Genomic DNA, 21,912 nt, shown 5'->3' on the forward strand with positions numbered 1-21,912 from the left:
AGGAGCCTGCATGACCGCTCAAGCCACCATCCTCGTCGTCGACGACGACACCGACCTGTTGCGTCTGATGACCATGCGGCTGACCGCCGCCGGCCATGCGGTGCAGGCCGTCTCCAGCGCCGAGGCCGCGCTGGCCCATCTGGCCGTGCGCCTGCCGGCCCTGGTCATCACCGACGTGCGCCTGCCCGGACTGGACGGCCTGGCCCTGTTCGATGAGATCCGCGCCCATCACCCCTCGCTGCCCGTCATCCTGTTGACCGCCCATGGCAGCATTCCGGATGCCGTGGAGGCGACGACGCGCGGCGCCCACGCCTATCTGACCAAGCCCTACGACGGCAAGGAGCTGCTGGGCAAGATCAACCAGGCCCTGCGCGTCAACGCGCCCCAGCCCCTGCCTTTCGACGGCGACGGTGAATGGCGCAGCGAGATCATCAGCCGCAGCCCGCGCATGGCCGAGGTGCTGGCCGAGGCGCGGCTGGTGGCCGGGACGGACGCCAGCGTGCTGATCGCCGGCGACAGTGGCAGCGGCAAGGAGCTGCTGGCTCGCGCCATCCACCAGGCCAGCCCGCGAGCGGCCAAGCCCTTTGTCGCCGTGAACTGCGCGGCCATTCCCGAGGCCCTGCTGGAGTCCGAACTCTTCGGCCATGTGAAGGGCGCCTTCACCGGCGCCCAGGGGCATCGACAGGGCCTGATTCCGGCGGCCGAAGGCGGCACCGTCTTCCTCGACGAGATCGGGGACATGCCGCTGGCCCTGCAGGTCAAGCTGCTGCGCGTGCTGCAGGAGCGCGTCGTGCGGCCGGTGGGCAGCAACGAGGCCGTGCCCGTGGACGTTCGCGTGCTGTCCGCCACCCATCGCGACCTGGAGCTGGCCATGGCCGAGGGCGGGTTCCGGCCCGACCTCTATTACCGGCTCAACGTCGTGCAGCTGCGCCTGCCGCCGCTGGCGGAAAGGCGCGAGGACATCGCGCTGCTGGCCCAGCACTTCCTGCTGACCCTGGCCGGGCGGCATCGCAAGCCAGTGCGAGGCTTTGCGCCCGACGCCCTCGACGCGCTCGTGACGGCCCCATGGCCGGGCAATGTGCGCCAGCTCTTCAACGTGGTGGAGCAGGTCTGCGTGCTGGCCACCGCGCCGCTGGTGCCGTTGGCCCAGGTGCAGCGCGCCCTGCAGATGCCGCCGACCGCAGTGCTGAACTATCAGCATGCCAAGCAGCGCTTCGAGCGCGACTATCTGAACCAGCTGCTGAAGCTGACCTCGGGCCAGGTGGCCGAGGCCGCCCGCCTGGCCGACCGCAATCGCACCGAGTTCTACCGCCTGCTGCAGAAGCATGGCCTGGACCCGCAGCTGTTTCGCGGCGACGCCGCCCCCTAGCCCAGCCGTCGCAGTCTGGCGACAGGACGTTGTCAGATGGATCAAGCACTTAGGCCGCTGCCGCAGGGGAGGCGTCGCCACCCGGCGACAAAACGTGCGCCTCGCGACCCTCGTCATGCGTGAGTTCTCCGGCAAGTGCTTGATCTGCAAGGGAAACCGCAAGCTGGCACAGGCCTTGCGCTAAGGCGGAGGTGGCGCCGCCCGGTGCCGCTTTCGATTCACGCATCTCAGGAGATTCCGCATGCGACAAACCTCGACCTTCGCCCGACTGCTGACCGCCGCCCTGATGGCGGGTGCCGCGACCGCGAGCTTCGCGGCCGACCAGGCACCGGCGCCCTCCACCGCGCCGGCCGAACAGGTCGCGCAGGCACAGCCGGCCGGTGATGCCGCCATCGCCAGTCAGGCCCAGGCCGCCCTGCAAAAGGACAAGGACCTGCAAGCCCTGCCGTTGACCGTCAGCAGCACGAGTGCTGGCGTGATCGTCCTGAAGGGCGCTGCACCCACCGCCGACCTGGCCCAGAAGGCCGTTCAGCTGGTGCAGGCCGTGCCCGGCGTGAAGGAAGTGCGTAACGAGATCAAGGTCGGCTGACTGCTGTTCGTCCTCTGATCTCGAGGCCCCGCGCGCCCCCGCGGGGCCTTTTTTGCGCCCGCCAACCGGGCACCAGTATTTCGGGCCGAGCGCTGGGCCGTTCCCGAGCCGGCCCGTCTGGCGATGTGCTTGCGGTTCAAGGCCGCAAGCATCGCCGTCCCCTCGGGGGACCGACTGGGGTTGCCTGCGTTCAGCAAGGCAAGACCAGGCGAGGGGCGTCAGGCCTGGCTGTTGTTGACCAGGGCCTGCAGGCCGTCCTGATCGAGGATGCGCAGCTGGCGCTGCCTGACCTCCAGCAGACCGTCTTCGTGAAAGCGCGAGAAGGCACGGCTGACGGTCTCGAGCTTGAGGCCGAGGTAGCTGCCGATCTCTTCGCGCGTCATGCGCAGCACCAGGCTGGAGGCCGAGAACCCGCGGGCCCGCAGGCGCTGCGTCAGGTTGAGCAGGAAGGCCGCCAGCCTCTCCTCGGCGCGCATATTGCCGAGCAGCAGCATGACGCCATGGTCGCGCACGATCTCGCGGCTCATGATCTTGTGGAACTGGTGCTGCAGCACGCTGAATTCGCGCGACAGGTCCTCCAGCTGGGCGTAGGGAATGACGCACACCGACGAGTCCTCCAGCGCGATCGCGTCACAGTGGTGGTGGTCGCTGCTGATGCCGTCCAGGCCGAGCAGTTCGCCGGCCATCTGGAAACCGGTCACCTGGTCGCGGCCGTCCTCGCTGCCGACGCAGGTCTTGAAGAAGCCGGTGCGCACCGCGTACAGCGCTTCGAAGCGCTCCCCGTTGCGGAACAGCGGCTCGCCGCGCGGCACGCTGCGGCGCCGTGCGACGAGGCCGTCCAGGCGCTCCAGGTCCTGGGGCTTGAGGCCGACGGGCAGGCAGAGCTCACGCAGATTGCAGCTGGCGCAGGCGACCTTCAGAGGCTCGATGGCAGTGGGGTCCTTCAGTGGCGTCTGCATGGCTGTCTTTGGGTTGGATCAATTGCCGTCATTCTTGGCGCTGCCCTGCGCTGCACGCTTGACGTGGATCAAGGCCGCGGCCCCGGGGCGACTGCACAGTGGCTGCATGGACGCCGTGACCCACCCAACGCTGGACCCCGAACTGCTCGACGCCAACATCCGGCGCCATGACGTGGCGGGGCCACGCTACACCTCCTACCCGACCGCCGACCGCTTCGTCGAGGCCCACCAGACGCCACAGCACCTGCAGGCCCTGGCCCAGCGCGGCGCAGCCCAGCCGCTGTCGGTGTATGTGCACATCCCTTTTTGCGAGCAGCTCTGCTACTACTGCGCTTGCAACAAGATCATCACCAAGCACCACGAGCGCTCCCAGCCCTATCTGGATTCGCTCGACGTGGAGATGGACCTGGTCGTCGCGGCCCTGGGCGGGCATGCGCCGGTGTCGCAGCTGCACCTGGGCGGCGGCTCGCCGACCTTTCTGTCGGACGCCGAACTCGGCGCGCTGATGGCCTCGCTGCGCCGCCATTTCCGGCTGCTGCCGGGCGCGGAGCTGTCCATCGAGGTCGACCCGCGCACGGTGGACGCCGGGCGCTTGGCGCACCTGCGCCAGCTGGGCTTCAACCGCCTGTCCTTCGGCGTGCAGGACTTCAACGCCGACGTGCAGAAGGCCGTCCATCGCGTGCAGTCTCGCGAGTCGGTGGCGGCGCTGATGAGCGCGGCGCGTGAGCTCGGCTTCGCCTCCATCAGCGTCGACCTGATCTACGGCCTGCCGCTGCAGACGCCGGAGTCCTTCGCCCAGACCATCGCCCAGGTGGCCGAGCTGCGGCCCGACCGCATCGCGATGTATGCCTATGCCCATCTGCCGCAGCGCTTCAAGCCGCAGCGCCGCATCGCCGCAGAGCTGCTGCCGGCGGCCGGCGACAAGCTGACCATGCTGTCGGGCGCCATCAGCTCCCTGCTCGGCGAGGGCTATGCGTACATCGGCATGGACCATTTCGCACTGCCCGACGATCCGCTGGCCGTCGCCAAGCGCCAGGGCCTGTTGCACCGGAATTTCCAGGGCTATTCGACCCAGCCCGACTGCGATCTGATCGGCCTCGGCGTGTCGGCCATCAGCCGCGTCGGCCCCACCTATGCGCAGAACGCCAAGACGCTGATCGAGTACGACGACGCGCTGCGCCAGCACCAGCTGCCCATCCAGCGCGGCCTGGCCCTGACCCGCGATGACCTGCTGCGCCGCGCCGTCATCATGGCCCTGATGTGCCAGGGCCGGCTGGAGTTCGAATCGATCGCGGCGTCCTATCTCGTCGACGTGCCGACCTATTTCGCGCCCGAGCTGGAGCGGTTGCGCCAACTCGCGGACCAGGGCCTGGTCACGCTCGAGCCGGACGCCGTCCAGGTGACGCCGCTGGGCTGGTATTTCGTCCGCGCCGTCGCCATGGTGTTCGACCGCTACTGCCAGACCGACGCCAGCCGCCAGCGCTTCTCCAAGATCCTCTGAAACCGCGATGGACGCCGCGCTGATCGCCTCGGCGACGCTGATGGGCCTGGCCGGCATGCCGCATTGCGCGGCCATGTGCAGCGCGCCCTGCGCCCTGGCTGGCGGGCGGCGCCCGGCACGCCTGCTGGCGGGCCGCCTGCTGGGCTACACCGCTGCCGGCGCGGTCGCGGCTGCGTCGGCCCATGTCCTGGCCAGCGCCACCCAGAGCGTCATGCTGCTTCAGCCCGCCTGGGTCTTGCTGCAGGCGGCCGTGCTGCTGCTTGGGTTGACGCTGCTGGTGCGCGGTCGCATGCCGGTCTGGCTGGGCGCCGTGCGCTGGCGTCCCCAGCCCCGCCATGCCTTCGCCACCGGGCTGGCCTGGGTCGCCTTGCCCTGCGGGCTGCTGCATGCGGCCCTGCTGCTGGCGGGTCTGTCGGGTTCGGTGCTGAGCGGCGCGACGGCGATGGCAGGCTTCGCGCTGGCCAGCACGCCGGGCCTGATCGTTGCGCCGCTGTGGCGCGCGCGCCTGCTCAAACGCGGCACGGGCGGCGAGGTGCTGGCCCTGCGCCTGGCCGGCCTGGCCCTCGTGCTCGGCGCGGCCTGGGCCCTGGGCCACGGGGTCTGGCAACGGGTGATGCTGGCCTGCTAGCCAGCGCGACGGCCGGCCATAAACTCGCCGGGTTTCGTCGTTTCCCCGTCTCTGTCGCGAAAGCTCACTAGCCATGACCCAACACATCCAGGTGCCCGAAGGCGGCCAGAAGATCACCGTCAATGCCGACTTCTCGCTGAACGTGCCCGACCACCCCATCATTCCCTACATCGAGGGTGACGGCACCGGCCTGGACATCACGCCCGTCATGCTGAAGGTGGTGGATGCAGCCGTGGCCAAGAGCTATGGCGGTGCCCGCAAGATCCACTGGATGGAGATCTACGCCGGCGAGAAGAGCACCCGGGTCTACGGCCCGGACGTGTGGCTGCCCGAAGAGACACTGCAGGTGCTGAAGGACTATGTCGTCTCCATCAAGGGCCCGCTGACGACGCCCGTCGGTGGTGGCATCCGCTCGCTCAACGTCGCGCTGCGCCAGGAACTGGATCTCTACGTCTGCCTGCGCCCGGTGCAGTATTTCGACGGCGTGCCCAGCCCCGTGAAGGAGCCCCACAAGGTCGACATGGTCATCTTCCGTGAGAACTCGGAGGACATCTACGCCGGCATCGAGTACGAGGCCGAGAGCGACAAGGCCAAAAAGCTCATCAAGTTCCTGCAGGACGAACTGGGTGTCAAGAAGATCCGCTTCCCGAACACCTCGGGCATCGGCGTCAAGCCGGTCTCGCGCGAGGGCACCGAGCGTCTGGTGCGCAAGGCCATCCAGTACGCCATCGACAACAACAAGCCCAGCGTGACCATCGTGCACAAGGGCAACATCATGAAGTTCACGGAAGGCGGGTTCCGTGACTGGGCCTATGCGCTGGCCCAGAAGGAGTTCGGCGCCCAGCCCATCGACGGCGGCCCGTGGTGCAAGTTCAAGAACCCCAAGACGGGCAAGGACATCACCATCAAGGACAGCATTGCCGACGCCTTCCTGCAGCAGATCATCCTGCGTCCGGCCGAGTACAGCGTCATCGCGACGCTGAACCTGAACGGCGACTACATCTCCGACGCGCTGGCCGCCCAGGTCGGCGGCATCGGCATCGCGCCGGGCGCCAACATGAGCGACTCCATCGCCATGTTCGAGGCCACGCACGGCACGGCGCCGAAGTACGCCGGCAAGGACTATGTGAACCCGGGCTCCGAGATCCTGTCCGCCGAGATGATGCTGCGCCACATGGGCTGGAAGGAAGCCGCCGACCTCATCATCAGCTCGATGGAGAAGGCCATCCTCAGCAAGAAGGTCACCTATGACTTCGCCCGCCTGATGGACGGCGCGACCCAGGTGTCCTGCTCCGGTTTCGGCCAGGTCATGATCGACCACATGGCCTGACGCGCCGCGCTCGGCCCGGTTCCCGTGCTGAACCCCATCGCGGCCCGCGGCGATGGGGTTCTTGCTTTGGGAACCAGCCTTTTGGGCGTCTCGGTATGCTGCGCTGCACCAGCCGAGGAGTAGCCATGGATCTCGACCCGTCAGGCCTTGCCACCCGCCGTGCCGTGCTAGGCGATGCCTACGTTGATGCAGCGCTCGCCAAGGTCACGCCCTTCAGCGAGCCGCTGCAGGAACTGGTCACCCGCCACGCCTGGGGCAACACCTGGCAGCGGCCGGGGCTGGATCTGCGCACCCGTAGCATCGTGACGGTGTCCATGCTGGTGGCCTTGGGCCGGATGCAGGAGCTCAAGACTCATGTGCGCGGCGCGCTGAACAATGGCGTGACGACGGAGGAGTTGCAGGAGATATTCCTGCACGCGAGCGTCTACTGCGGCTTCCCGGCAGCGGTGGATGCCTTCCGTGCGGCGGCCGAAGTCGTCGACGCCGCGTCCGCATGAGCGCGGGCCATGGCGGCTTGATGGTCTAACGCCTAGACTCCGGGCATGCCCGACTACGCCAACACCTACGTTGCCGAAGAACAGCTGCTGATCTACGAGGGGGCAGACTTCGATGAGGTGGTGCTGGCGGATCGCTCAGGCCAGCGCGGTGCCCAGGTATGGTGCTGGACCCGCCGCGAGACCGACCTCGACAAGGCGAGCTGGCTGCGGCTGATCGTGGCCGTCGACGACAAGGATTCGCCCGAGACTGTGGAGCGGGTCAGGAGTGCCTTGAAGCCGCATCCGCTGCCCGATCCCTTCCGCAGGCCCCTGCCGCACTGAACGGCGCCTGAAAAGGAAAACCCCGGCGTAGGGCCGGGGTTTTGGGGCGCCTCGTGGTGCTTCACTCGGCGTCCGGAAAGGGGCATTGCAGGAGGTCAACGCCTAGTATCAGACTGTATAAAAAGATTGCTGAGCTTGCCTTGCTGTTGCATTACGGACTTCACCTGAGCGTGAAAACCCGACGCGGCTGCTAAAAGCAAAAAGGGGCGCCGATGGCGCCCCCTGGGTTGAGCGGCAGCGGATCAGCTGGCCAGCTTCTGCAGGACCGCGTTGAAGGTGGCGCTGGGGCGCATGACCTTGTCCAGCTTGGCCACGTCCGGCAGGAAGTAGCCGCCGATGTCGGTCGGCTGGCCCTGGACGGCCTTCAGTTCTTCGGCGATCTTGGCTTCGTTGGCGGCCAGGGCCTCGGCCACCGGCTTGAAGCGGGCGGCCAGGTCGGCGTCTTCGGTCTGGGCGGCCAGCTCCTGGGCCCAGTAGAGCGTCAGGTAGAAGTGGCTGCCGCGGTTGTCGAGCTCGCCGGTCTTGGGGCTGGGGCCCTTGCCGTTGTCCAGCAGCTTGCCGGTGGCGGCGTCCAGGGTCTTGGCCAGCACGGTGGCCTTGGCGTTCTTGTTCTTCAGGCCCAGGTCTTCCAGGCTGACGGCCAGAGCCAGGAACTCACCCAGCGAGTCCCAGCGCAGGTGGTTTTCTTCCACCAGCTGCTGCACGTGCTTGGGCGCCGAGCCGCCGGCGCCCGTCTCGTACATGCCGCCGCCGGCCATCAGGGGCACGATGGACAGCATCTTGGCCGAGGTGCCCAGTTCCATGATGGGGAAGAGGTCGGTCAGGTAGTCGCGCAGGATGTTGCCGGTGGCGCTGATGGTGTCCAGGCCACGGATGACGCGCTCCAGCGTGTAGCGCATGGCACGCACCTGGCTCATGATCTGGATGTCCAGGCCGGTCGTGTCGTGCTCGTGCAAGTACATCTTGACCTTGCGGATCAGCTGGGCCTCGTGGGGGCGGTAGCTGTCCAGCCAGAAGACCACCGGCATGCCGGAGTTGCGGGCGCGGTTGACGGCCAGCTTGACCCAGTCGCGGATGGCGGCGTCCTTGACCTGGCACATGCGCCAGATGTCGCCCTGCTCGACGTTCTGGCTCAGCAGCACTTCGCCCGTTTCCAGGTCAGTGATGTTGGCCACGCCGTCTTCGGTGATCTCGAAGGTCTTGTCGTGCGAGCCGTATTCCTCGGCCTGCTGGGCCATCAGGCCGACGTTGGGCACCGTGCCCATGGTCTTGGGGTCGAAGGCGCCGTGCCATTTGCAGAAGTTGATCATCTCCTGGTAGATGCGGGCGAAGGTCGACTCGGGCATCACGGCCTTGACGTCCTTCAGGCGACCGTCGGCGCCATACATCTTGCCGCCGCTGCGGATGGCCGCCGGCATGGAGGCGTCCACGATGATGTCGTTGGGCGAGTGGAAGTTGGTGATGCCCTTGGCCGAGTCCACCATGGCCAGCTCGGGGCGGTGCTCGTGGCAGGCGTGCAGGTCGCGCTTGATCTCGTCCTGGGTGCTCTGCGGCAGCGTGGCGATCTTGGTGTAGAGGTCCACCATGCCGTTGTTGACGTTGACGCCCAGCTGCTCGAACAGCTTGGCGTGCTTCTCGAAGGCGTCCTTGTAGAAGATCTTCACGCAGTGGCCGAACACGATGGGGTGGCTCACCTTCATCATGGTGGCCTTGACGTGCAGGGAGAACATCACGCCGGTCTTGCGGGCGTCCTCGATCTCGCGCTCGTAGAAGGCCAGCAGGGCCTTCTTGCTCATGAACATGGAGTCGATGACCTCGCGGTCCAGCAGCGAGACCTTGGGCTTCAGGACGATGGTCTTGCCGCTCTTGGTGATGAGCTCCATCTTCACGTCGCGGGCGCGGTCCAGGGTCATGGACTTTTCGCCGTGATAGAAGTCGCCGTCATGCATGTGCGAGACGTGCGAGCGCGAGGCCTGGCTCCAGGCGTCCATGCGGTGCGGGTTCTTGCGGGCGTATTCCTTGACGGCCTTGGGGGCGCGGCGGTCGGAGTTGCCTTCGCGCAGCACCGGGTTCACGGCCGAGCCGATGCACTTGTTGTAGCGGGCGCGGATGTCCTTCTGCTCGTCCGTCTCCGGCTTCTCGGGGAAGTCGGGGATCTTGTAGCCCTTGTCCTGCAGTTCCTTGATGGCGGCCTTCAATTGAGCCACCGAGGCGCTGATATTGGGCAGCTTGATGATGTTGGCTTCGGGCTTGAGCGTCAGCTTGCCCAGGGCTGCCAGGTTGTCGGGCGCGCGCTGGTCTTCGCTCAGCAGCTCCGGGAACTGGCCCAGGATGCGTCCGGCCACCGAGATGTCGCTGGTGACGACGTCGATGCCCGCCTGGGCCGCGAAGGCCTGGACGACCGGCAGCAGCGAGGCGGTGGCCAGGCGCGGTGCTTCATCGGTCAGGGTGTAAACAATCTGGGGCGTCTTTTCGGCGGTCATGAACGTGGTCCGGTAAGGGGGAAATCCGTGCAGCGCGCAGCGGCCAGGGCCCCGCGCGCAAGCCATGGACTTTAGCAAGCCGGGGCGTTCGTCGAAATGGCACCCCGCCATGCGAAAGCCCCGTGGCCTTGCGGCTCACGGGGCTTTTTCGGGGTGATCCGCTCAGGAAGCCTGCGGCTGCTCCATGCTGCTGCGAGCGGCTTCCATCGGCGTGATGTTCTGGGCAAGCTGGCCCTTGGGTCCTTGAACCAGATCAAACTGGACCTGGCTGCCTTGTTTCAGCGTTCGGAAACCCTCCATCTGGATCGCCGAAAAGTGGGCGAAGACGTCATCGCCGCCGGCCTCCGGCTCGATGAAACCAAAGCCCTTGGCATCGTTGAACCACTTGACTTTGCCCAGCGCCATCATCTTGTCTCCATTCTTTTGCTGCGCCCCCAAAAAGAGGCGGACGCGATTTTGGTAGCGCGACAAATGGCGTCAATTCAGGACCTTCCCGGCCGGGTTGACCCGAAGCTGCTTGCAATTTCACCGGGCGTCGCCAACTGCCTGCGGTCGGCGGGGGGATACCCCCGTCGATAGAATCCCGACATGCCTGTGCTCCCCGTTTTTTCACCGCGAAACCAGTCGGCTCCGCCTCCGCCCGTGCCTCCCCTGAAGCCGGGCAAGGACGAGGGCGAAGGTGCGGTCGTCGTCGAGCGCCAGACCCAGAAAACCGAGCCTCCGCGGCTCTACCAGGTCCTGCTGCTGAACGACGATTTCACGCCGATGGAGTTTGTAGTCATGGTTCTGCAGGAATTTTTCCGGCATGACCTCGATACGGCGACGCAGATCATGCTCAAAATCCACCATGAGGGTCGCGGGGTCTGCGGTGTGTTCACCAAGGACGTCGCTGCGACCAAGGTGGAGCTGGTTCTGGCCGCCTCACGGCGCGCCGGCCACCCCCTGCAGTGCATTATGGAGGCCGCATGATTGCGCAAGAGCTTGAAGTCAGTTTGCACATGGCGTTTGTCGAAGCACGCCAGCAGCGGCATGAATTCATCACCGTCGAGCACCTGCTGCTCGCTTTGCTCGACAACCCCAGCGCCGCCGAGGTGCTGCGCGCCTGCGCGGCCAACCTGGACGACCTGCGCAAGAGCCTGACGCAGTTCATCAAGGAAAACACGCCGATGGTGGGCGGCAGCGACGAGGTGGACACTCAGCCGACGCTGGGCTTCCAGCGCGTCATCCAGCGCGCCATCATGCATGTGCAGAGCACCGGCAGCGGCAAGAAGGAAGTCACCGGTGCCAATGTGCTGGTGGCCATCTTCGGCGAGAAGGATTCGCACGCCGTCTACTACCTGCATCAGCAGGGCGTGACACGCCTGGACGTCGTCAACTTCATCGCCCACGGCATCAAGAAGACCGACCCCGAGCCGCCCAAGAACCCGGAAGGCCAGGCCCCCGGGAGCCAGGAAGGTGAGCGCGAGGAAGGCGAGGGTGGCAGCGCCAAGGCGTCGCCGCTGGAGCAATTCACCCAGAACCTCAACCAGAGCGCCAAGGACGGCAAGATCGATCCGCTGATCGGCCGCGAGTTCGAGGTCGAGCGCGTGGTGCAGGTGCTGTGCCGCCGCCGCAAGAACAACCCGCTGCTGGTGGGCGAAGCCGGCGTGGGCAAGACGGCCATCGCCGAAGGCCTGGCCTGGAGGATCACCGAAGGCGAAGTGCCCGAAGTCCTCGCCGATGCCATCGTCTACTCCCTGGACATGGGCGCGCTGCTGGCGGGCACCAAGTACCGCGGCGACTTCGAACAGCGCCTGAAGGCGGTGCTGAAGGCGCTGAAGGACCAGCCCAACGCCATCCTCTTCATCGACGAGATCCACACCCTGATCGGTGCCGGCGCGGCCTCGGGCGGCACGCTGGACGCGAGCAACCTGCTCAAGCCGGCGCTGTCCAGTGGCGCGATGAAGTGCATCGGCGCGACCACCTTCACCGAATACCGCGGCATCTTCGAGAAGGACGCGGCCCTGAGCCGTCGCTTCCAGAAGGTCGACGTGGCCGAGCCGTCGGTGGAGCAGACCATCGAGATCCTGAAGGGGCTGAAGAGCCGCTTCGAGGAACACCACTCCGTCAAGTACGCCCTGGGCGCCCTGCAGGCCGCGGCCGAGCTGTCGGCCAAGTACATCAACGACCGCCACCTGCCGGACAAGGCCATCGACGTCATCGACGAGGCCGGCGCTGCCCAGCGCATCCTGCCCAAGAGCAAGCAGAAGAAGACCATCACGCGTGCCGAGGTTGAGGACATCGTCGCCAAGATCGCGCGCATCCCGCCCGCCTCGGTCAACAGCGACGACCGCAGCAAGCTCAAGACCCTGGACCGCGACCTGAAGAGCGTCGTGTTTGGCCAGGACCCCGCCGTGGACGCGCTGGCCGCCGCCATCAAGATGGCGCGCTCGGGCCTGGGCCGTCCTGACAAGCCGGTGGGCAGCTTCCTGTTCAGCGGCCCCACGGGCGTCGGCAAGACCGAAGTGGCCAAGCAGCTCGCCTACATCCTGGGCATCGAGCTGATCCGCTTCGACATGTCCGAGTACATGGAGCGCCATGCCGTCAGCCGCCTGATCGGCGCGCCTCCGGGCTATGTCGGCTTCGACCAGGGCGGCCTGCTGACCGAGGCCGTCACCAAGAAGCCGCACGCCGTGCTGCTGCTGGACGAGATCGAGAAGGCCCACCCGGACGTCTTCAACGTGCTGCTGCAGGTCATGGACCACGGCACGCTGACGGACAACAACGGGCGCAAGGCCGACTTCCGCAACGTCATCATCATCATGACGACCAATGCGGGCGCCGAGGCCCTGAACAAGGCCACCATCGGCTTCACGACCCAGCGCCAGCAGGGCGACGAGATGGCCGACATCAAGCGCCTGTTCACGCCGGAGTTCCGCAACCGCCTGGACGCCATCGTGTCCTTCCGGCCGCTGGACGAGGAGATCATCCTGCGCGTGGTCGACAAGTTCCTGCTGCAGCTGGAAAGCCAGCTGCAGGAGAAGAAGGTCGAGGTCAGCTTCTCGGACGCGCTGCGCAAGCACCTGGCCAAGAAGGGTTTCGACCCGTTGATGGGCGCGCGGCCGATGCAGCGCCTCATCCAGGACACCATCCGCCGCGCCCTGGCCGACGAGCTGCTGTTCGGCAAGCTCGTCGACGGTGGCCGCCTCAGCGTGGACGTGGACGACAAGGGCGAGACGGTGCTGGACATCCAGCCCACGCCGCCCAAGGCAGCCAAGGACAACAAGCCCAAGGCCGAGCCAGCCACGACGGCCTGAGCCTCATCGCGCTGAACTGGAAGGGACGCCGAGGCGTCCCTTTCTTCATTCGGCGGCGGGGTCCTGCCTGAAGAAGCCGGCCAGCAATTCGTACATCGCCGGCTCCTCGGCCCGCATCGCCGCGGGGGCGACGAAGAAGGCCTCGGCGGCGACGGCGAAGTATTCCTCGACGGCCTCGCCGCCATAGGGATCGATCAGGGTCTCCTCACCGGCATCGATGCGGGCGCAGAACTTCTCCCATTCGGCGTCGATGACGGCGATCCAGCGCTCGCGCTCGTCTGCACCCAAGGGCGGCACGCCATCGGCCAGCCCGTCGCGCATGTCGATGACATGGGCGAACTCGTGGATGACGACGTTGTAGACGGCATCGGCGCCGAACTCGGCCGGGTCATCGCTGACGGCGATGGCGTTCCAGGTCAGCATCAGCGGGCCGCCTTCCATGGCCTCGCCGGCCAGTTCCTCGTCGTACTCGTGGACGACGCCGTCCTCGTCCTCGAAGCGGCGCTGGGCGACGACCTCGCCCTCGTGCATGACGATGCCGACAAAGCCGTCGTACCAGGACAGGCCCAGGCGCAGCACCGGCAGGCAGGCCTGGGCCGCGACGGCCACGGCGACCTCGTCGCTGACCTCGAAGCCGCCGACGCCGTGGAACTCCTTGGTCGACAGGAAGAGGCTGCACAGCCGCCGCAGCTCGGCAAGATCGTTTTCGCTGCGCTGGGCCAGGAAGGGATAGCGCAGCAGCGTCAGCTGCCACAGCGCATCCGGGATGGCATGGCGCTCGACGGCGCGTTGCTCGCGCCAGTTGCGAATGGCCTTCAGGATCACAACGGCAGGCGTTGCAGACCGGCGGCCGACAGGCGGATCACGTCGCCGCGTGGCGGCGTCGCGTCCAGATTCCAGTCGGACAGCACGATGCGCTTCATGCCATGGCCAAGATCATGCTCGCCGGGGCGGTGCGTGTGACCATGGATCATCGTCGTCGCGCCGGCTTCGTCCATCAGGGCTCGACAGACATCGGCATCGAGATCGCTGGCCTGCAGTTGGGCAGCCTGCGCCGCACGGCTGCCTTCGCGCATCTGGAGGGCGAGTGCCTGGCGGGCCGCCAGCGGCTGGGCCAGCAGCTCGGCCTGCCATCGGGGCGAGCGAACCTGGTTGCGGAAGAGCTGGTAGGCGGTGTCAGCCAGGCACTGCGCATCGCCGTGCACGAGCAGCCAGCGCCCGCCGAAGGCGGACAGCAGGGTGGGGTCGGGCAGGGCGGTCATGCCGCAGTCGGCCAGCATGTCGTTGCCGACGAGGAAGTCGCGATTGCCATGCATGAAGAAAACGTCCAGCCGTTGGCTGGCCTGTTTCAGCATGGCGACGCAGGCGGCTTCGAAGGGCTGGTGGCGAGAGTCGTCGCCGACCCAGACCTCGAAGATGTCGCCGAGCAGCAGCACGGCATCGGCCGGCGTTTCGGCCAGGTATTTTTCAAGCCGGGCGAAGGTGCCCGGCGTGTCCGGCCCGAGGTGCAGGTCGGACAGCAGGTCGACCTGCCGCCATTGCGCCGGGGCCGTCAGCGTGTGGATCAAACCTCGACGGCCTTCTCGATGATGACGTCCTCGACGGGCACGTCGCCATGGCCGCCGCGGCCGGCGGTCTTGGACTTCTCGATCTTGTCGACGACGTCCTTGCCCTCGATGACCTTGCCGAAGACGGCGTAACCCCAGCCCGACGGGCTCTCGGACTTGAAGTCCAGGAAACCGTTGTTGGTCGTGTTGATGAAGAACTGCGCCGTCGCCGAGTGGGGCGCGTTGGTGCGCGCCATGGCCAGGGTGTAGTGGGCGTTCTTCAGGCCGTTGTTGGCCTCGTTCTGGATGGGCGCCTCGGTCGACTTCTGCTTCATGCCGGCTTCGAAACCGCCGCCCTGGATCATGAAGCCCTTGATGACGCGGTGGAAGACCGTGCCGTCGTAGTGGCCGCTGCGCACATAGCTGAGGAAGTTGGCGACCGACAGCGGCGCCTTTTCGGCGTCCAGCTCGATGAGGATGTCGCCGTGATTGGTGGTGAGTTTGACTTGGCTCATTTTTTGACGGGCTCGACGAGAGCCTTGGTGATGAAGATGGGCTTGACCGGGAAGTGCTGGTGCATGCCGTGAGGGGCGACTTCGGCGGCGCGGATCTTGTCGACGACGTCCATGCCCTCGATGACCTGGCCGAAGACGGCATAGCCGCTGGCCTTGTCCTCGGGTTCGCCGTCCAGGCGCAGGTTGTCTTCGACGTTGATGAAAAACTGAGAGGTGGCCGAGTTCGGGTCGTTGGTGCGCGCCATCGCGATGCTGCCACGCACATTGCTGAGGCCGTTGTGCGATTCCAGCGGGATGGGAGGCTTGGTGGGCTTCTGGTTCAGCTTGGCGTCGAAGCCGCCGCCCTGGATCATGAAGGTGGCGATGACGCGGTGGAAGAGGGTGCCGTTGTAGTGGCCCGCTTTCACGTACTGGACGAAGTTGGCGACCGACTTGGGCGCCTTCTCGGCGTCCAGCTGGATGCGGATGTCGCCCTCGGTTGTCTGCAGCTTGACGGTCTGGGCCTCGGCGCCCAGCGTGACCAGCAGGCCGGCGAGGAGGAGGGGAAGGAACTTGGTCATGGGAGGCGGAGGGTTAGTGGGTTCGCAGTTCGCGGGTCAGGGCCAGCGTGCGGTTGATCTTGCCGGCCAGCGCGTCGCTGGGCATCAGTGACGCCTTCTGGGCACGCTGGTAGGACCGCAGGGCCAGCCGCAGCAGCACATCGCCGAGATTCTCCTGGGCCTGGGCATGCTCGGGGTGCAGGCGCAGGGCCTGTTCCAGCGCGGCCTTGGCCTCGTCGAGCTCGCCGTTTGCGGCATGCAGGACGGCGAGATTGTTGTAGGGGTCGGCCAGGTCGGGGAAGTCCTGCGTGAGGCGCGTGAAGATGTCCAAGGCCTTGGCGCGCTCGCCGAGTTCCATGCGCATGACGCCCAGGGCGAAGCGCAGTTGCAGGTCGTCGGGTTGGCGGGTCAGGGCCTGTTCGACCTGCTCGACGGCCTGGGTTTTCTGGCCGGCCAGCCACAGGCGCTGGGCGCTTGCGAGATCGTCGGCGCGGGCTGGCGTGGCGGCCAAGGCAGCGAGCAGCAGGAGGGTGGAGAAGGGCAGGCGCATGAGGGTTGTAGCGGGGGGCGGTGTCAGGGTCGACCGCTATACTGAATTCATTCTATGAGCCCCGCCTGGCCGGACCCGGTGCGGGGCTTCTTGTTGGTGGCTACCGCCCGTATCTCTCCCATGTCCCTGCGCGTTTTCAATTCCCTCAGCCGCACTCTCGAAGACTTCCAACCGCTCGTGCCTGGCCAAGTGCGCATGTACGTCTGCGGCATCACGGTCTACGACCTGTGTCACATGGGACATCTGCGCATGAACATGGCGTTCGACGTCATCTATCGCTGGCTGCGCGCCAGCGGCCTGGACGTCACCTATGTGCGCAACATCACCGACATCGACGACAAGATCATCAAGCGTGCCGTCGAGCGCGGCATCACCATCCGTCAGCTGACGCAAGAGATGTCGGCCGCGATGCACGAAGACTTCGCCGCCGTCGGTCTGCTGCGCCCCGACCATGAGCCGCGCGCCACCGACTACGTGCCGCAGATGCTTTCGCTGATCGAGCGTCTCGAAGAGCGTGGCCTGGCCTATCGCGCTGAAGGCGGCGACGTGAACTACGCGGTGCGCAAGTTCGAGGGCTACGGCAAGCTCAGCGGCAAGAGCATCGACGACCTGCGCGCCGGCGAGCGCGTGGCGGTGGACGACGGCAAGCTGGACCCGCTGGACTTCGTGCTGTGGAAGGCCGCCAAGGCCGAGGAGCCGGCCGACGCCAAGTGGGCCGCGGCCTTCGGGGAAGGCCGCCCGGGCTGGCATATCGAGTGCTCGGCCATGAGCTGCGCCCTGCTCGGCGAGGCCTTCGACATTCATGGTGGCGGCACCGACCTGCAGTTCCCTCACCACGAGAACGAGATCGCCCAGAGCCAGGGGGCCGGCTATGACTTCGCGAAGTACTGGCTGCACAACGGCTTCCTGAACGTCGACGGCGAGAAGATGTCCAAGAGCCTGGGCAACTTCTTCACCATCCGCGACGTGCTGCAGAAGTTCGACGGCGAGACCCTGCGCTTCTTCATGCTGCGCACCCATTACCGCCGGCCCTTCAATTTCAGCGACGCCCACCTGGAAGACGCCCGCACAGCGCTTACTCGCCTGTACACGGCGCTGGACGCCGTACCGCCGGCTGATGTCGCCATCGACTGGACCGAGCCCAGCGCTGCCGCCTTCAAGACGGCCATGGACGAGGACTTCGGCACCCCCGGCGCCATCGCCGTGCTGTTCGACCTTGTCAACGAGGTCAACCGTGACCGTTCGCCCCAGCGTGCCGGCCTGCTGAAGGCCCTGGCAGGCGTGCTGGGCATCCTGCAGCAGCAGCCGCTCGCCTATCTGCAAGGTGGCTCGGGCGACGAGGCGGCCTGGATCGAGGAGCGCATCGCCGCGCGTGCCGCGGCCAAGGCGGCCAAGGACTTTGCCGGCGCCGACGCCATCCGCGCCGAGCTGACGGCCAAGGGCATCACGCTGAAGGACGGTGCCGGCGGCACGACCTGGGTGAAGAGCTGATGCCGCCAGAAGTGATCCCGGCCTACTGGGACGAGGCCTGCAAGCATCTGGTCAAGCGCGACCGGGTGATGAAGAAGCTCATCCCCCAGTTCGGCGAAGCCCGGCTGCAAAGCCGGGGCGACGCCTTCGCCACGCTGGCCCGTTCCATCGTCGGCCAGCAGATCTCGGTCAAGGCGGCCCAGTCGGTCTGGAACCGTTGGGTGGCGCTCAGCCCCAAGCTCCAGCCCTCCGCCGTGCTGGCCTTGACGGTGGAAGAGCAGCGCGCCGCCGGTTTGTCGGCCCGCAAGGTCGAATATTTGGCCGACCTGGCCAAGCATTTCGACTCCGGCCAGGTCCATGTGCGCCAATGGGCGCAGATGGACGACGAAGCCATCATCGAGGAACTGGTCGCCATCCGCGGCATCGGCCGCTGGACGGCCGAGATGTTCCTGATCTTTCATCTGATGCGCCCCAACGTGATGCCCTTGGACGACATCGGCCTGCTGAAGGGCATCAGCCAGAACTACTTCTCCGGCGAGCCCGTGTCACGAGCCGAGGCCCGCGAGGTGGGCGACGCCTGGGCACCCTACCGCTCGGTTGCGGTTTGGTACATTTGGCGCAGCCTGGATCCACTACCCGTGGATTACTAGCCCACGTCCTACCGCCTCCTCGCGGTAGAAAGATGGTGGGTGTTTGATATCAGGACGACTGATGAGCAAGAAGCACTTTCTAGAGTTCGAGCAACCCATTGCCGAGCTCGAGACCAAGATCGAAGAGCTGCGCTATGTGCAGAGCGAGTCGGCCGTCGACATCTCGGAAGAGATCGACCGCCTCTCCAAGAAAAGCCAGCAGCTGACCAAGGACGTCTATTCCAACGTCGCGCCTTGGCAGGTCTACCAGGTGGCCCGCCACCCGCAACGCCCCCAGACCCTGGACTACTGCGCCGAGGTCTTCACCGAGTTCCAGGAACTCCACGGTGACCGCCACTTCGCCGACGACGCCGCCATCGTCGGCGGCATCGCCCGCTTCAACGGCCAGGCCTGCATGGTCATCGGCCACCAGCGCGGTGGCGACGCCAAGGAGCGCACCCTGCGCAACTTCGGCATGCCGCGCCCCGAGGGCTATCGCAAGGCCCTGCGCCTGATGAAGCTGGCCGAGAAGTTCGGCCTGCCCGTCTTCACCTTCATCGACACCATGGGCGCCTATCCCGGCATCGGTGCCGAGGAGCGCGGCCAGTCTGAGGCCATCGGCCGCAACATCCTCGAGATGGCCCAGCTGGAAGTGCCCATCATCGCCACCGTCATCGGTGAAGGCGGCTCGGGCGGCGCTCTGGCCATCGGTGTGGCCGACCAGGTGCTGATGCTGCAATTCGCGGCCTATTCCGTCATCTCGCCCGAAGGCTGCGCCTCCATCCTGTGGAAGAGCAGCGAGCGTGCATCGGACGCGGCCGAGGCCCTGGGCATCACCGCCCACCGCCTGAAGGCCCTGGGCCTGATCGACAAGATCGTCAACGAGCCGGTGGGCGGAGCGCACCGCGATGCCAAGCAGATGGCGTCCAACCTGAAGCGCGCGTTGAGCGACTCGCTGCGCCAGGTCAGCGACCTCAAGACCCGCGAGCTGCTGGACCGTCGCTACGAGCGCGTCCAGGCCTATGGCCGCTTCAGCGACACCAAGAACCGGTGATGCGGTCGCCGTCGCCTTCAGCGGCGGCCTCGATTCCACGGCCCTGTTGCATGCCACCGCCCGTGCGGGGCAAGGCACCAGGGTCGTTGCCTTTCATGTCCACCATGGCCTGCAGCCGCAGGCAGACGACTGGGCCGCGCATTGCGAGCGCGTGGCGCGTAGTTTCGGTGCCGACTTCGCCTGCGCGCGGCTGAGCGGTGCGCCGGGGCGGGGTGACAGCGTCGAAGCCTGGGCCCGCGAAGGGCGGCATCGTGCCCTGCACGAGATGGCGGTGGCGGCCGGTGCGGACCTGCTGGTCCTGGCCCAGCATCGCCAGGACCAGGCCGAAACCTTTCTGCTGCAGGCCCTGCGCGGCGCCGGCCCGGCGGGTCTTGCCGGCATGCCGAAAGCGCAATGGCGCGACGGCGTCTGCTGGGCGCGGCCCTGGCTGGACCAGCCGCGCGCCGTCATCCTGGCCTATGCCGAAGAGAAGGGGCTGAGCTGGATCGAAGACCCCAGCAATGCCGACCCGCGCTATGCCCGCAACCGGCTGCGGCAGACGCTGTGGCCGGCCTTTCCGGCGGCCGAACCGGCACTGGCCCAGGCCGCGCGTTGGGCGCAGCAGGCTGCGGATCTGGCGGCGGAAGTCGCTGCTGCCGATCTTGCTGTCATTGCTGACCCCGAGCGGCTGGATCTCGTGGCGCTGTCGGCTCTGTCGCCCGCCCGTGCCAGCAATGCGCTGCGGGCCTGGTTGTCGACTTTCACCGCCGCACCGGCCAGCCTGGTCGAGCGTCTGCTGGCCGAATGGCGGCCTGGCGCCACCTTGTCCTGGCCCGCGCCCGGCGGTGCCCTGCATGCCTACCGCGATGGCCTCTACTGGGCTGCCGAATCGGCTTCGTCACCGCCCGCATCGACGCTTGACCTGAGCCGCCCTGGCCTCTACCGCCAAGCCGCTTGGCAAGGTGCCTGGCAAGTCGAGCTTGCCTCACCGGGCATCGCACCCGAACGCCTCGTTCAGCTGACTCAGCGCGATCGCGCCGGCGGTGAGCAGTTCCAACGCGCACCGGCCTCCATGCCGCGCAGCTTGAAGAAGGCCTGCCAGGAGGCGGGCCTGCCGCCCTGGCGGCGCGGCGGACCGCTGCTTTTCGATGCCCGACAGTGCCTGATCGCCGTTGCCGGCCTGGGCATGGATGCCCGTGCCTTCGCCAATCAAGATGAGCCGCAGCTGTCCTTGCGCTGGCTGGACGACTCAGCCTTGCCGCAGAGCGAAGGCGACGGCGGGACTGCCGCATAAAATCAGGGGTTTGCGAGCATGCCGTCCCGGCGGCTCCGTCTTCAGCCTTCGCTCAATCTCATGGCTCTGATCGTCCACAAGTACGGCGGCACCTCGATGGGTTCCACCGATCGCATTCGCAACGTCGCGAAGCGCGTCGCCAAATGGGTGCGCGCCGGCCACCAGATGGTGGTCGTGCCCTCGGCGATGAGCGGCGAGACCAACCGCCTGCTCGGCCTGGCCAAGGAGCTGTCGCCTTCCAGCACGAGCGCGGAAGTCAACCGCGAGCTGGACATGATCGCCGCCACCGGCGAGCAGGTCTCGGTCGGCCTGCTGGCCATCGCGCTGCAGGCTGAGGGCGTGCAGGCCGTCAGCTACACGGGCTGGCAGGTGCCGGTCGCGACCGACTCGTCCTACACCAAGGCCCGCATCGAGAGCATCGACGACAAGCGCGTGCGCGCCGACCTGGCCGAGGGCAAGGTCGTCGTCATCGCCGGCTTCCAGGGCATCGACGCCGACAACAACATCACCACGCTGGGTCGCGGCGGCTCCGACACCTCGGCCGTGGCGATTGCCGCTGCGATGAAGGCCGACGAGTGCCTGATCTACACCGACGTGGACGGCGTCTACACGACCGACCCGCGCATCGTGCCCGAGGCGCGCCGCCTGCACACCATCAGCTTCGAAGAGATGCTGGAAATGGCGTCGCTGGGCTCCAAGATCCTGCAGATCCGCTCGGTGGAATTCGCCGGCAAATACCGCGTGCCGCTGCGCGTGCTGTCCAGCTTCACGCCCTGGGACATCGACATCAACGAAGAAGCCAAGTCCGGCACCCTGATCAGTTTTGAAGAGGACGAAAAAATGGAACAAGCCGTCGTTTCGGGCATTGCCTTCAACCGTGACGAGGCCAAGGTGACGCTGCTCGGCGTGCCCGACAAGCCCGGCATCGCCTTCCAGATCCTGGGCCCCGTGGCCGAGGCCAACATCGACATCGACGTCATCATCCAGAACGTCTCCCACGACGGCAAGACCGACTTCTCCTTCACCGTGCACCGCAATGACTACGCGCGCACGATGGAGCTGCTGCAGAACACCGTCGGCCCGGCCACCAACGCCAGCAAGGTCGTCGGCGACCCCAAGATCTGCAAGGTCTCCATCGTCGGCATCGGCATGCGCTCGCATGTCGGCGTGGCCAGCAAGATGTTCCGCGCGCTGTCGGAGGAGGGCATCAACATCCAGATGATCTCCACCAGCGAGATCAAGACCAGCGTCGTCATCGACGAGAAGTACATGGAGCTGGCCGTGCGCGCCCTCCACAAGGCCTTCGATCTGGATCAGGAAGCGACCGCGGCTTGATTTCTGTCTGAGAGGCTTCCGCGCTGG

Annotated in this window: 22 protein-coding genes; 14 read left to right on the forward strand and 8 right to left on the reverse strand. The window is 66.7% G+C overall.

Annotation, left to right across the window (positions count from 1 at the left end):
• The first annotated feature begins 10 nt into the window (after positions 1 to 10).
• Together AC3WOE_RS01105 and AC3WOE_RS01110 are read left to right on the forward strand one after the other, a co-directional pair.
• A complete protein-coding gene (locus AC3WOE_RS01105) occupies positions 11 to 1,369 on the forward strand; it encodes a sigma 54-interacting transcriptional regulator (protein WP_492687655.1) in 1,359 nt (452 codons plus the stop codon).
• A 241-nt stretch (positions 1,370 to 1,610) separates the two neighbouring features.
• Positions 1,611 to 1,958 carry a BON domain-containing protein gene (locus AC3WOE_RS01110; protein WP_492687656.1) on the forward strand — a complete coding sequence of 116 codons (348 nt, stop codon included), beginning with the start codon at positions 1,611 to 1,613 and terminating at the stop codon, positions 1,956 to 1,958.
• Positions 1,959 to 2,176: 218 nt separating this feature from the next.
• On the opposite strand, the gene fnr is transcribed toward AC3WOE_RS01110, so the two are convergent.
• On the reverse strand, positions 2,177 to 2,917 hold the full coding sequence (gene fnr, locus AC3WOE_RS01115; protein ID WP_492687657.1) for a fumarate/nitrate reduction transcriptional regulator Fnr: 741 nt from the start codon (positions 2,915 to 2,917) through the stop codon (positions 2,177 to 2,179).
• Between the two features lie 106 nt (positions 2,918 to 3,023).
• Between fnr and hemN the strand changes: the two genes are divergently transcribed.
• From hemN to AC3WOE_RS01140, 5 genes are all read left to right on the forward strand, one after another.
• Entirely contained in the window at positions 3,024 to 4,418 is a 1,395-nt protein-coding gene (hemN, locus tag AC3WOE_RS01120) for an oxygen-independent coproporphyrinogen III oxidase (protein WP_492687658.1), read from the forward strand.
• A 7-nt stretch (positions 4,419 to 4,425) separates the two neighbouring features.
• Entirely contained in the window at positions 4,426 to 5,046 is a 621-nt protein-coding gene (locus tag AC3WOE_RS01125; protein WP_492687659.1) for an urease accessory protein UreH domain-containing protein, read from the forward strand.
• 73 nt (positions 5,047 to 5,119) lie between these two features.
• Entirely contained in the window at positions 5,120 to 6,376 is a 1,257-nt protein-coding gene (icd, locus tag AC3WOE_RS01130; RefSeq protein WP_492687660.1) for an NADP-dependent isocitrate dehydrogenase, read from the forward strand.
• Positions 6,377 to 6,501: 125 nt separating this feature from the next.
• Positions 6,502 to 6,873, forward strand: a complete 372-nt coding sequence (locus tag AC3WOE_RS01135) for a carboxymuconolactone decarboxylase family protein (protein ID WP_492687661.1) — start codon at positions 6,502 to 6,504, stop codon at positions 6,871 to 6,873.
• A 45-nt stretch (positions 6,874 to 6,918) separates the two neighbouring features.
• On the forward strand, positions 6,919 to 7,194 hold the full coding sequence (locus AC3WOE_RS01140; protein WP_492687662.1) for a hypothetical protein: 276 nt from the start codon (positions 6,919 to 6,921) through the stop codon (positions 7,192 to 7,194).
• Between the two features lie 242 nt (positions 7,195 to 7,436).
• Here AC3WOE_RS01140 and AC3WOE_RS01145 read toward each other — a convergent pair whose 3' ends face one another.
• Positions 7,437 to 9,677: an NADP-dependent isocitrate dehydrogenase gene (locus AC3WOE_RS01145; RefSeq protein ID WP_492687663.1), complete on the reverse strand. Its 2,241-nt coding sequence runs from the start codon at positions 9,675 to 9,677 to the stop codon at positions 7,437 to 7,439.
• A 162-nt stretch (positions 9,678 to 9,839) separates the two neighbouring features.
• The gene (locus AC3WOE_RS01150; RefSeq protein WP_492688469.1) at positions 9,840 to 10,082 is read right to left on the reverse strand and encodes a cold shock domain-containing protein; all 243 of its coding nucleotides are present in this window, start codon (positions 10,080 to 10,082) and stop codon (positions 9,840 to 9,842) included.
• Positions 10,083 to 10,265: 183 nt separating this feature from the next.
• On the opposite strand from AC3WOE_RS01150, the gene clpS reads away from it, so the two are divergent.
• Both clpS and clpA read left to right on the forward strand, forming a co-directional pair.
• A complete protein-coding gene (gene clpS / locus AC3WOE_RS01155) occupies positions 10,266 to 10,646 on the forward strand; it encodes an ATP-dependent Clp protease adapter ClpS (RefSeq protein ID WP_492687664.1) in 381 nt (126 codons plus the stop codon).
• Positions 10,643 to 12,973 carry an ATP-dependent Clp protease ATP-binding subunit ClpA gene (gene clpA, locus AC3WOE_RS01160; RefSeq protein ID WP_492687665.1) on the forward strand — a complete coding sequence of 777 codons (2,331 nt, stop codon included), beginning with the start codon at positions 10,643 to 10,645 and terminating at the stop codon, positions 12,971 to 12,973. The genes clpS and clpA overlap by 4 nt, the downstream gene beginning before the upstream one ends.
• Positions 12,974 to 13,018: 45 nt before the next feature.
• On the opposite strand, the gene AC3WOE_RS01165 is transcribed toward clpA, so the two are convergent.
• Genes AC3WOE_RS01165 through AC3WOE_RS01185 form a run of 5 tightly spaced genes read right to left on the reverse strand, consistent with a single transcriptional unit; the run spans position 13,019 to position 16,124 of the window.
• Positions 13,019 to 13,795, reverse strand: coding sequence for a M90 family metallopeptidase (locus tag AC3WOE_RS01165; protein WP_492688470.1), 777 nt, complete (start codon positions 13,793 to 13,795; stop codon positions 13,019 to 13,021).
• On the reverse strand, positions 13,795 to 14,541 hold the full coding sequence (locus AC3WOE_RS01170) for a UDP-2,3-diacylglucosamine diphosphatase (protein ID WP_492687666.1): 747 nt from the start codon (positions 14,539 to 14,541) through the stop codon (positions 13,795 to 13,797). The genes AC3WOE_RS01165 and AC3WOE_RS01170 overlap by 1 nt, the downstream gene beginning before the upstream one ends.
• Entirely contained in the window at positions 14,538 to 15,035 is a 498-nt protein-coding gene (locus AC3WOE_RS01175; protein WP_492687667.1) for a peptidylprolyl isomerase, read from the reverse strand. The genes AC3WOE_RS01170 and AC3WOE_RS01175 overlap by 4 nt, the downstream gene beginning before the upstream one ends.
• On the reverse strand, positions 15,032 to 15,595 hold the full coding sequence (locus tag AC3WOE_RS01180) for a peptidylprolyl isomerase (protein WP_492687668.1): 564 nt from the start codon (positions 15,593 to 15,595) through the stop codon (positions 15,032 to 15,034). The genes AC3WOE_RS01175 and AC3WOE_RS01180 overlap by 4 nt, the downstream gene beginning before the upstream one ends.
• A 13-nt stretch (positions 15,596 to 15,608) precedes the next feature.
• Positions 15,609 to 16,124: a tetratricopeptide repeat protein gene (locus AC3WOE_RS01185; RefSeq protein ID WP_492687669.1), complete on the reverse strand. Its 516-nt coding sequence runs from the start codon at positions 16,122 to 16,124 to the stop codon at positions 15,609 to 15,611.
• Positions 16,125 to 16,244: 120 nt separating this feature from the next.
• Here AC3WOE_RS01185 and cysS point away from each other — a divergent pair, with 120 nt between their 5' ends.
• From cysS to AC3WOE_RS01210, 5 genes are all read left to right on the forward strand, one after another.
• Positions 16,245 to 17,615, forward strand: a complete 1,371-nt coding sequence (gene cysS / locus AC3WOE_RS01190) for a cysteine--tRNA ligase (protein ID WP_492687670.1) — start codon at positions 16,245 to 16,247, stop codon at positions 17,613 to 17,615.
• The gene (locus AC3WOE_RS01195; protein ID WP_492687671.1) at positions 17,615 to 18,244 is read left to right on the forward strand and encodes a DNA-3-methyladenine glycosylase family protein; all 630 of its coding nucleotides are present in this window, start codon (positions 17,615 to 17,617) and stop codon (positions 18,242 to 18,244) included. Before cysS ends, AC3WOE_RS01195 begins: the two co-directional genes overlap by 1 nt.
• Positions 18,245 to 18,305: 61 nt before the next feature.
• Positions 18,306 to 19,277, forward strand: coding sequence for an acetyl-CoA carboxylase carboxyltransferase subunit alpha (locus AC3WOE_RS01200; RefSeq protein WP_492687672.1), 972 nt, complete (start codon positions 18,306 to 18,308; stop codon positions 19,275 to 19,277).
• Entirely contained in the window at positions 19,246 to 20,550 is a 1,305-nt protein-coding gene (tilS, locus tag AC3WOE_RS01205; RefSeq protein WP_492687673.1) for a tRNA lysidine(34) synthetase TilS, read from the forward strand. The genes AC3WOE_RS01200 and tilS overlap by 32 nt, the downstream gene beginning before the upstream one ends.
• A 60-nt stretch (positions 20,551 to 20,610) precedes the next feature.
• Entirely contained in the window at positions 20,611 to 21,885 is a 1,275-nt protein-coding gene (locus AC3WOE_RS01210) for an aspartate kinase (RefSeq protein ID WP_492687674.1), read from the forward strand.
• Positions 21,886 to 21,912: the final 27 nt, after the last annotated feature.

It is taken from the genome of Roseateles sp. FW305-36, assembly GCF_058787015.1.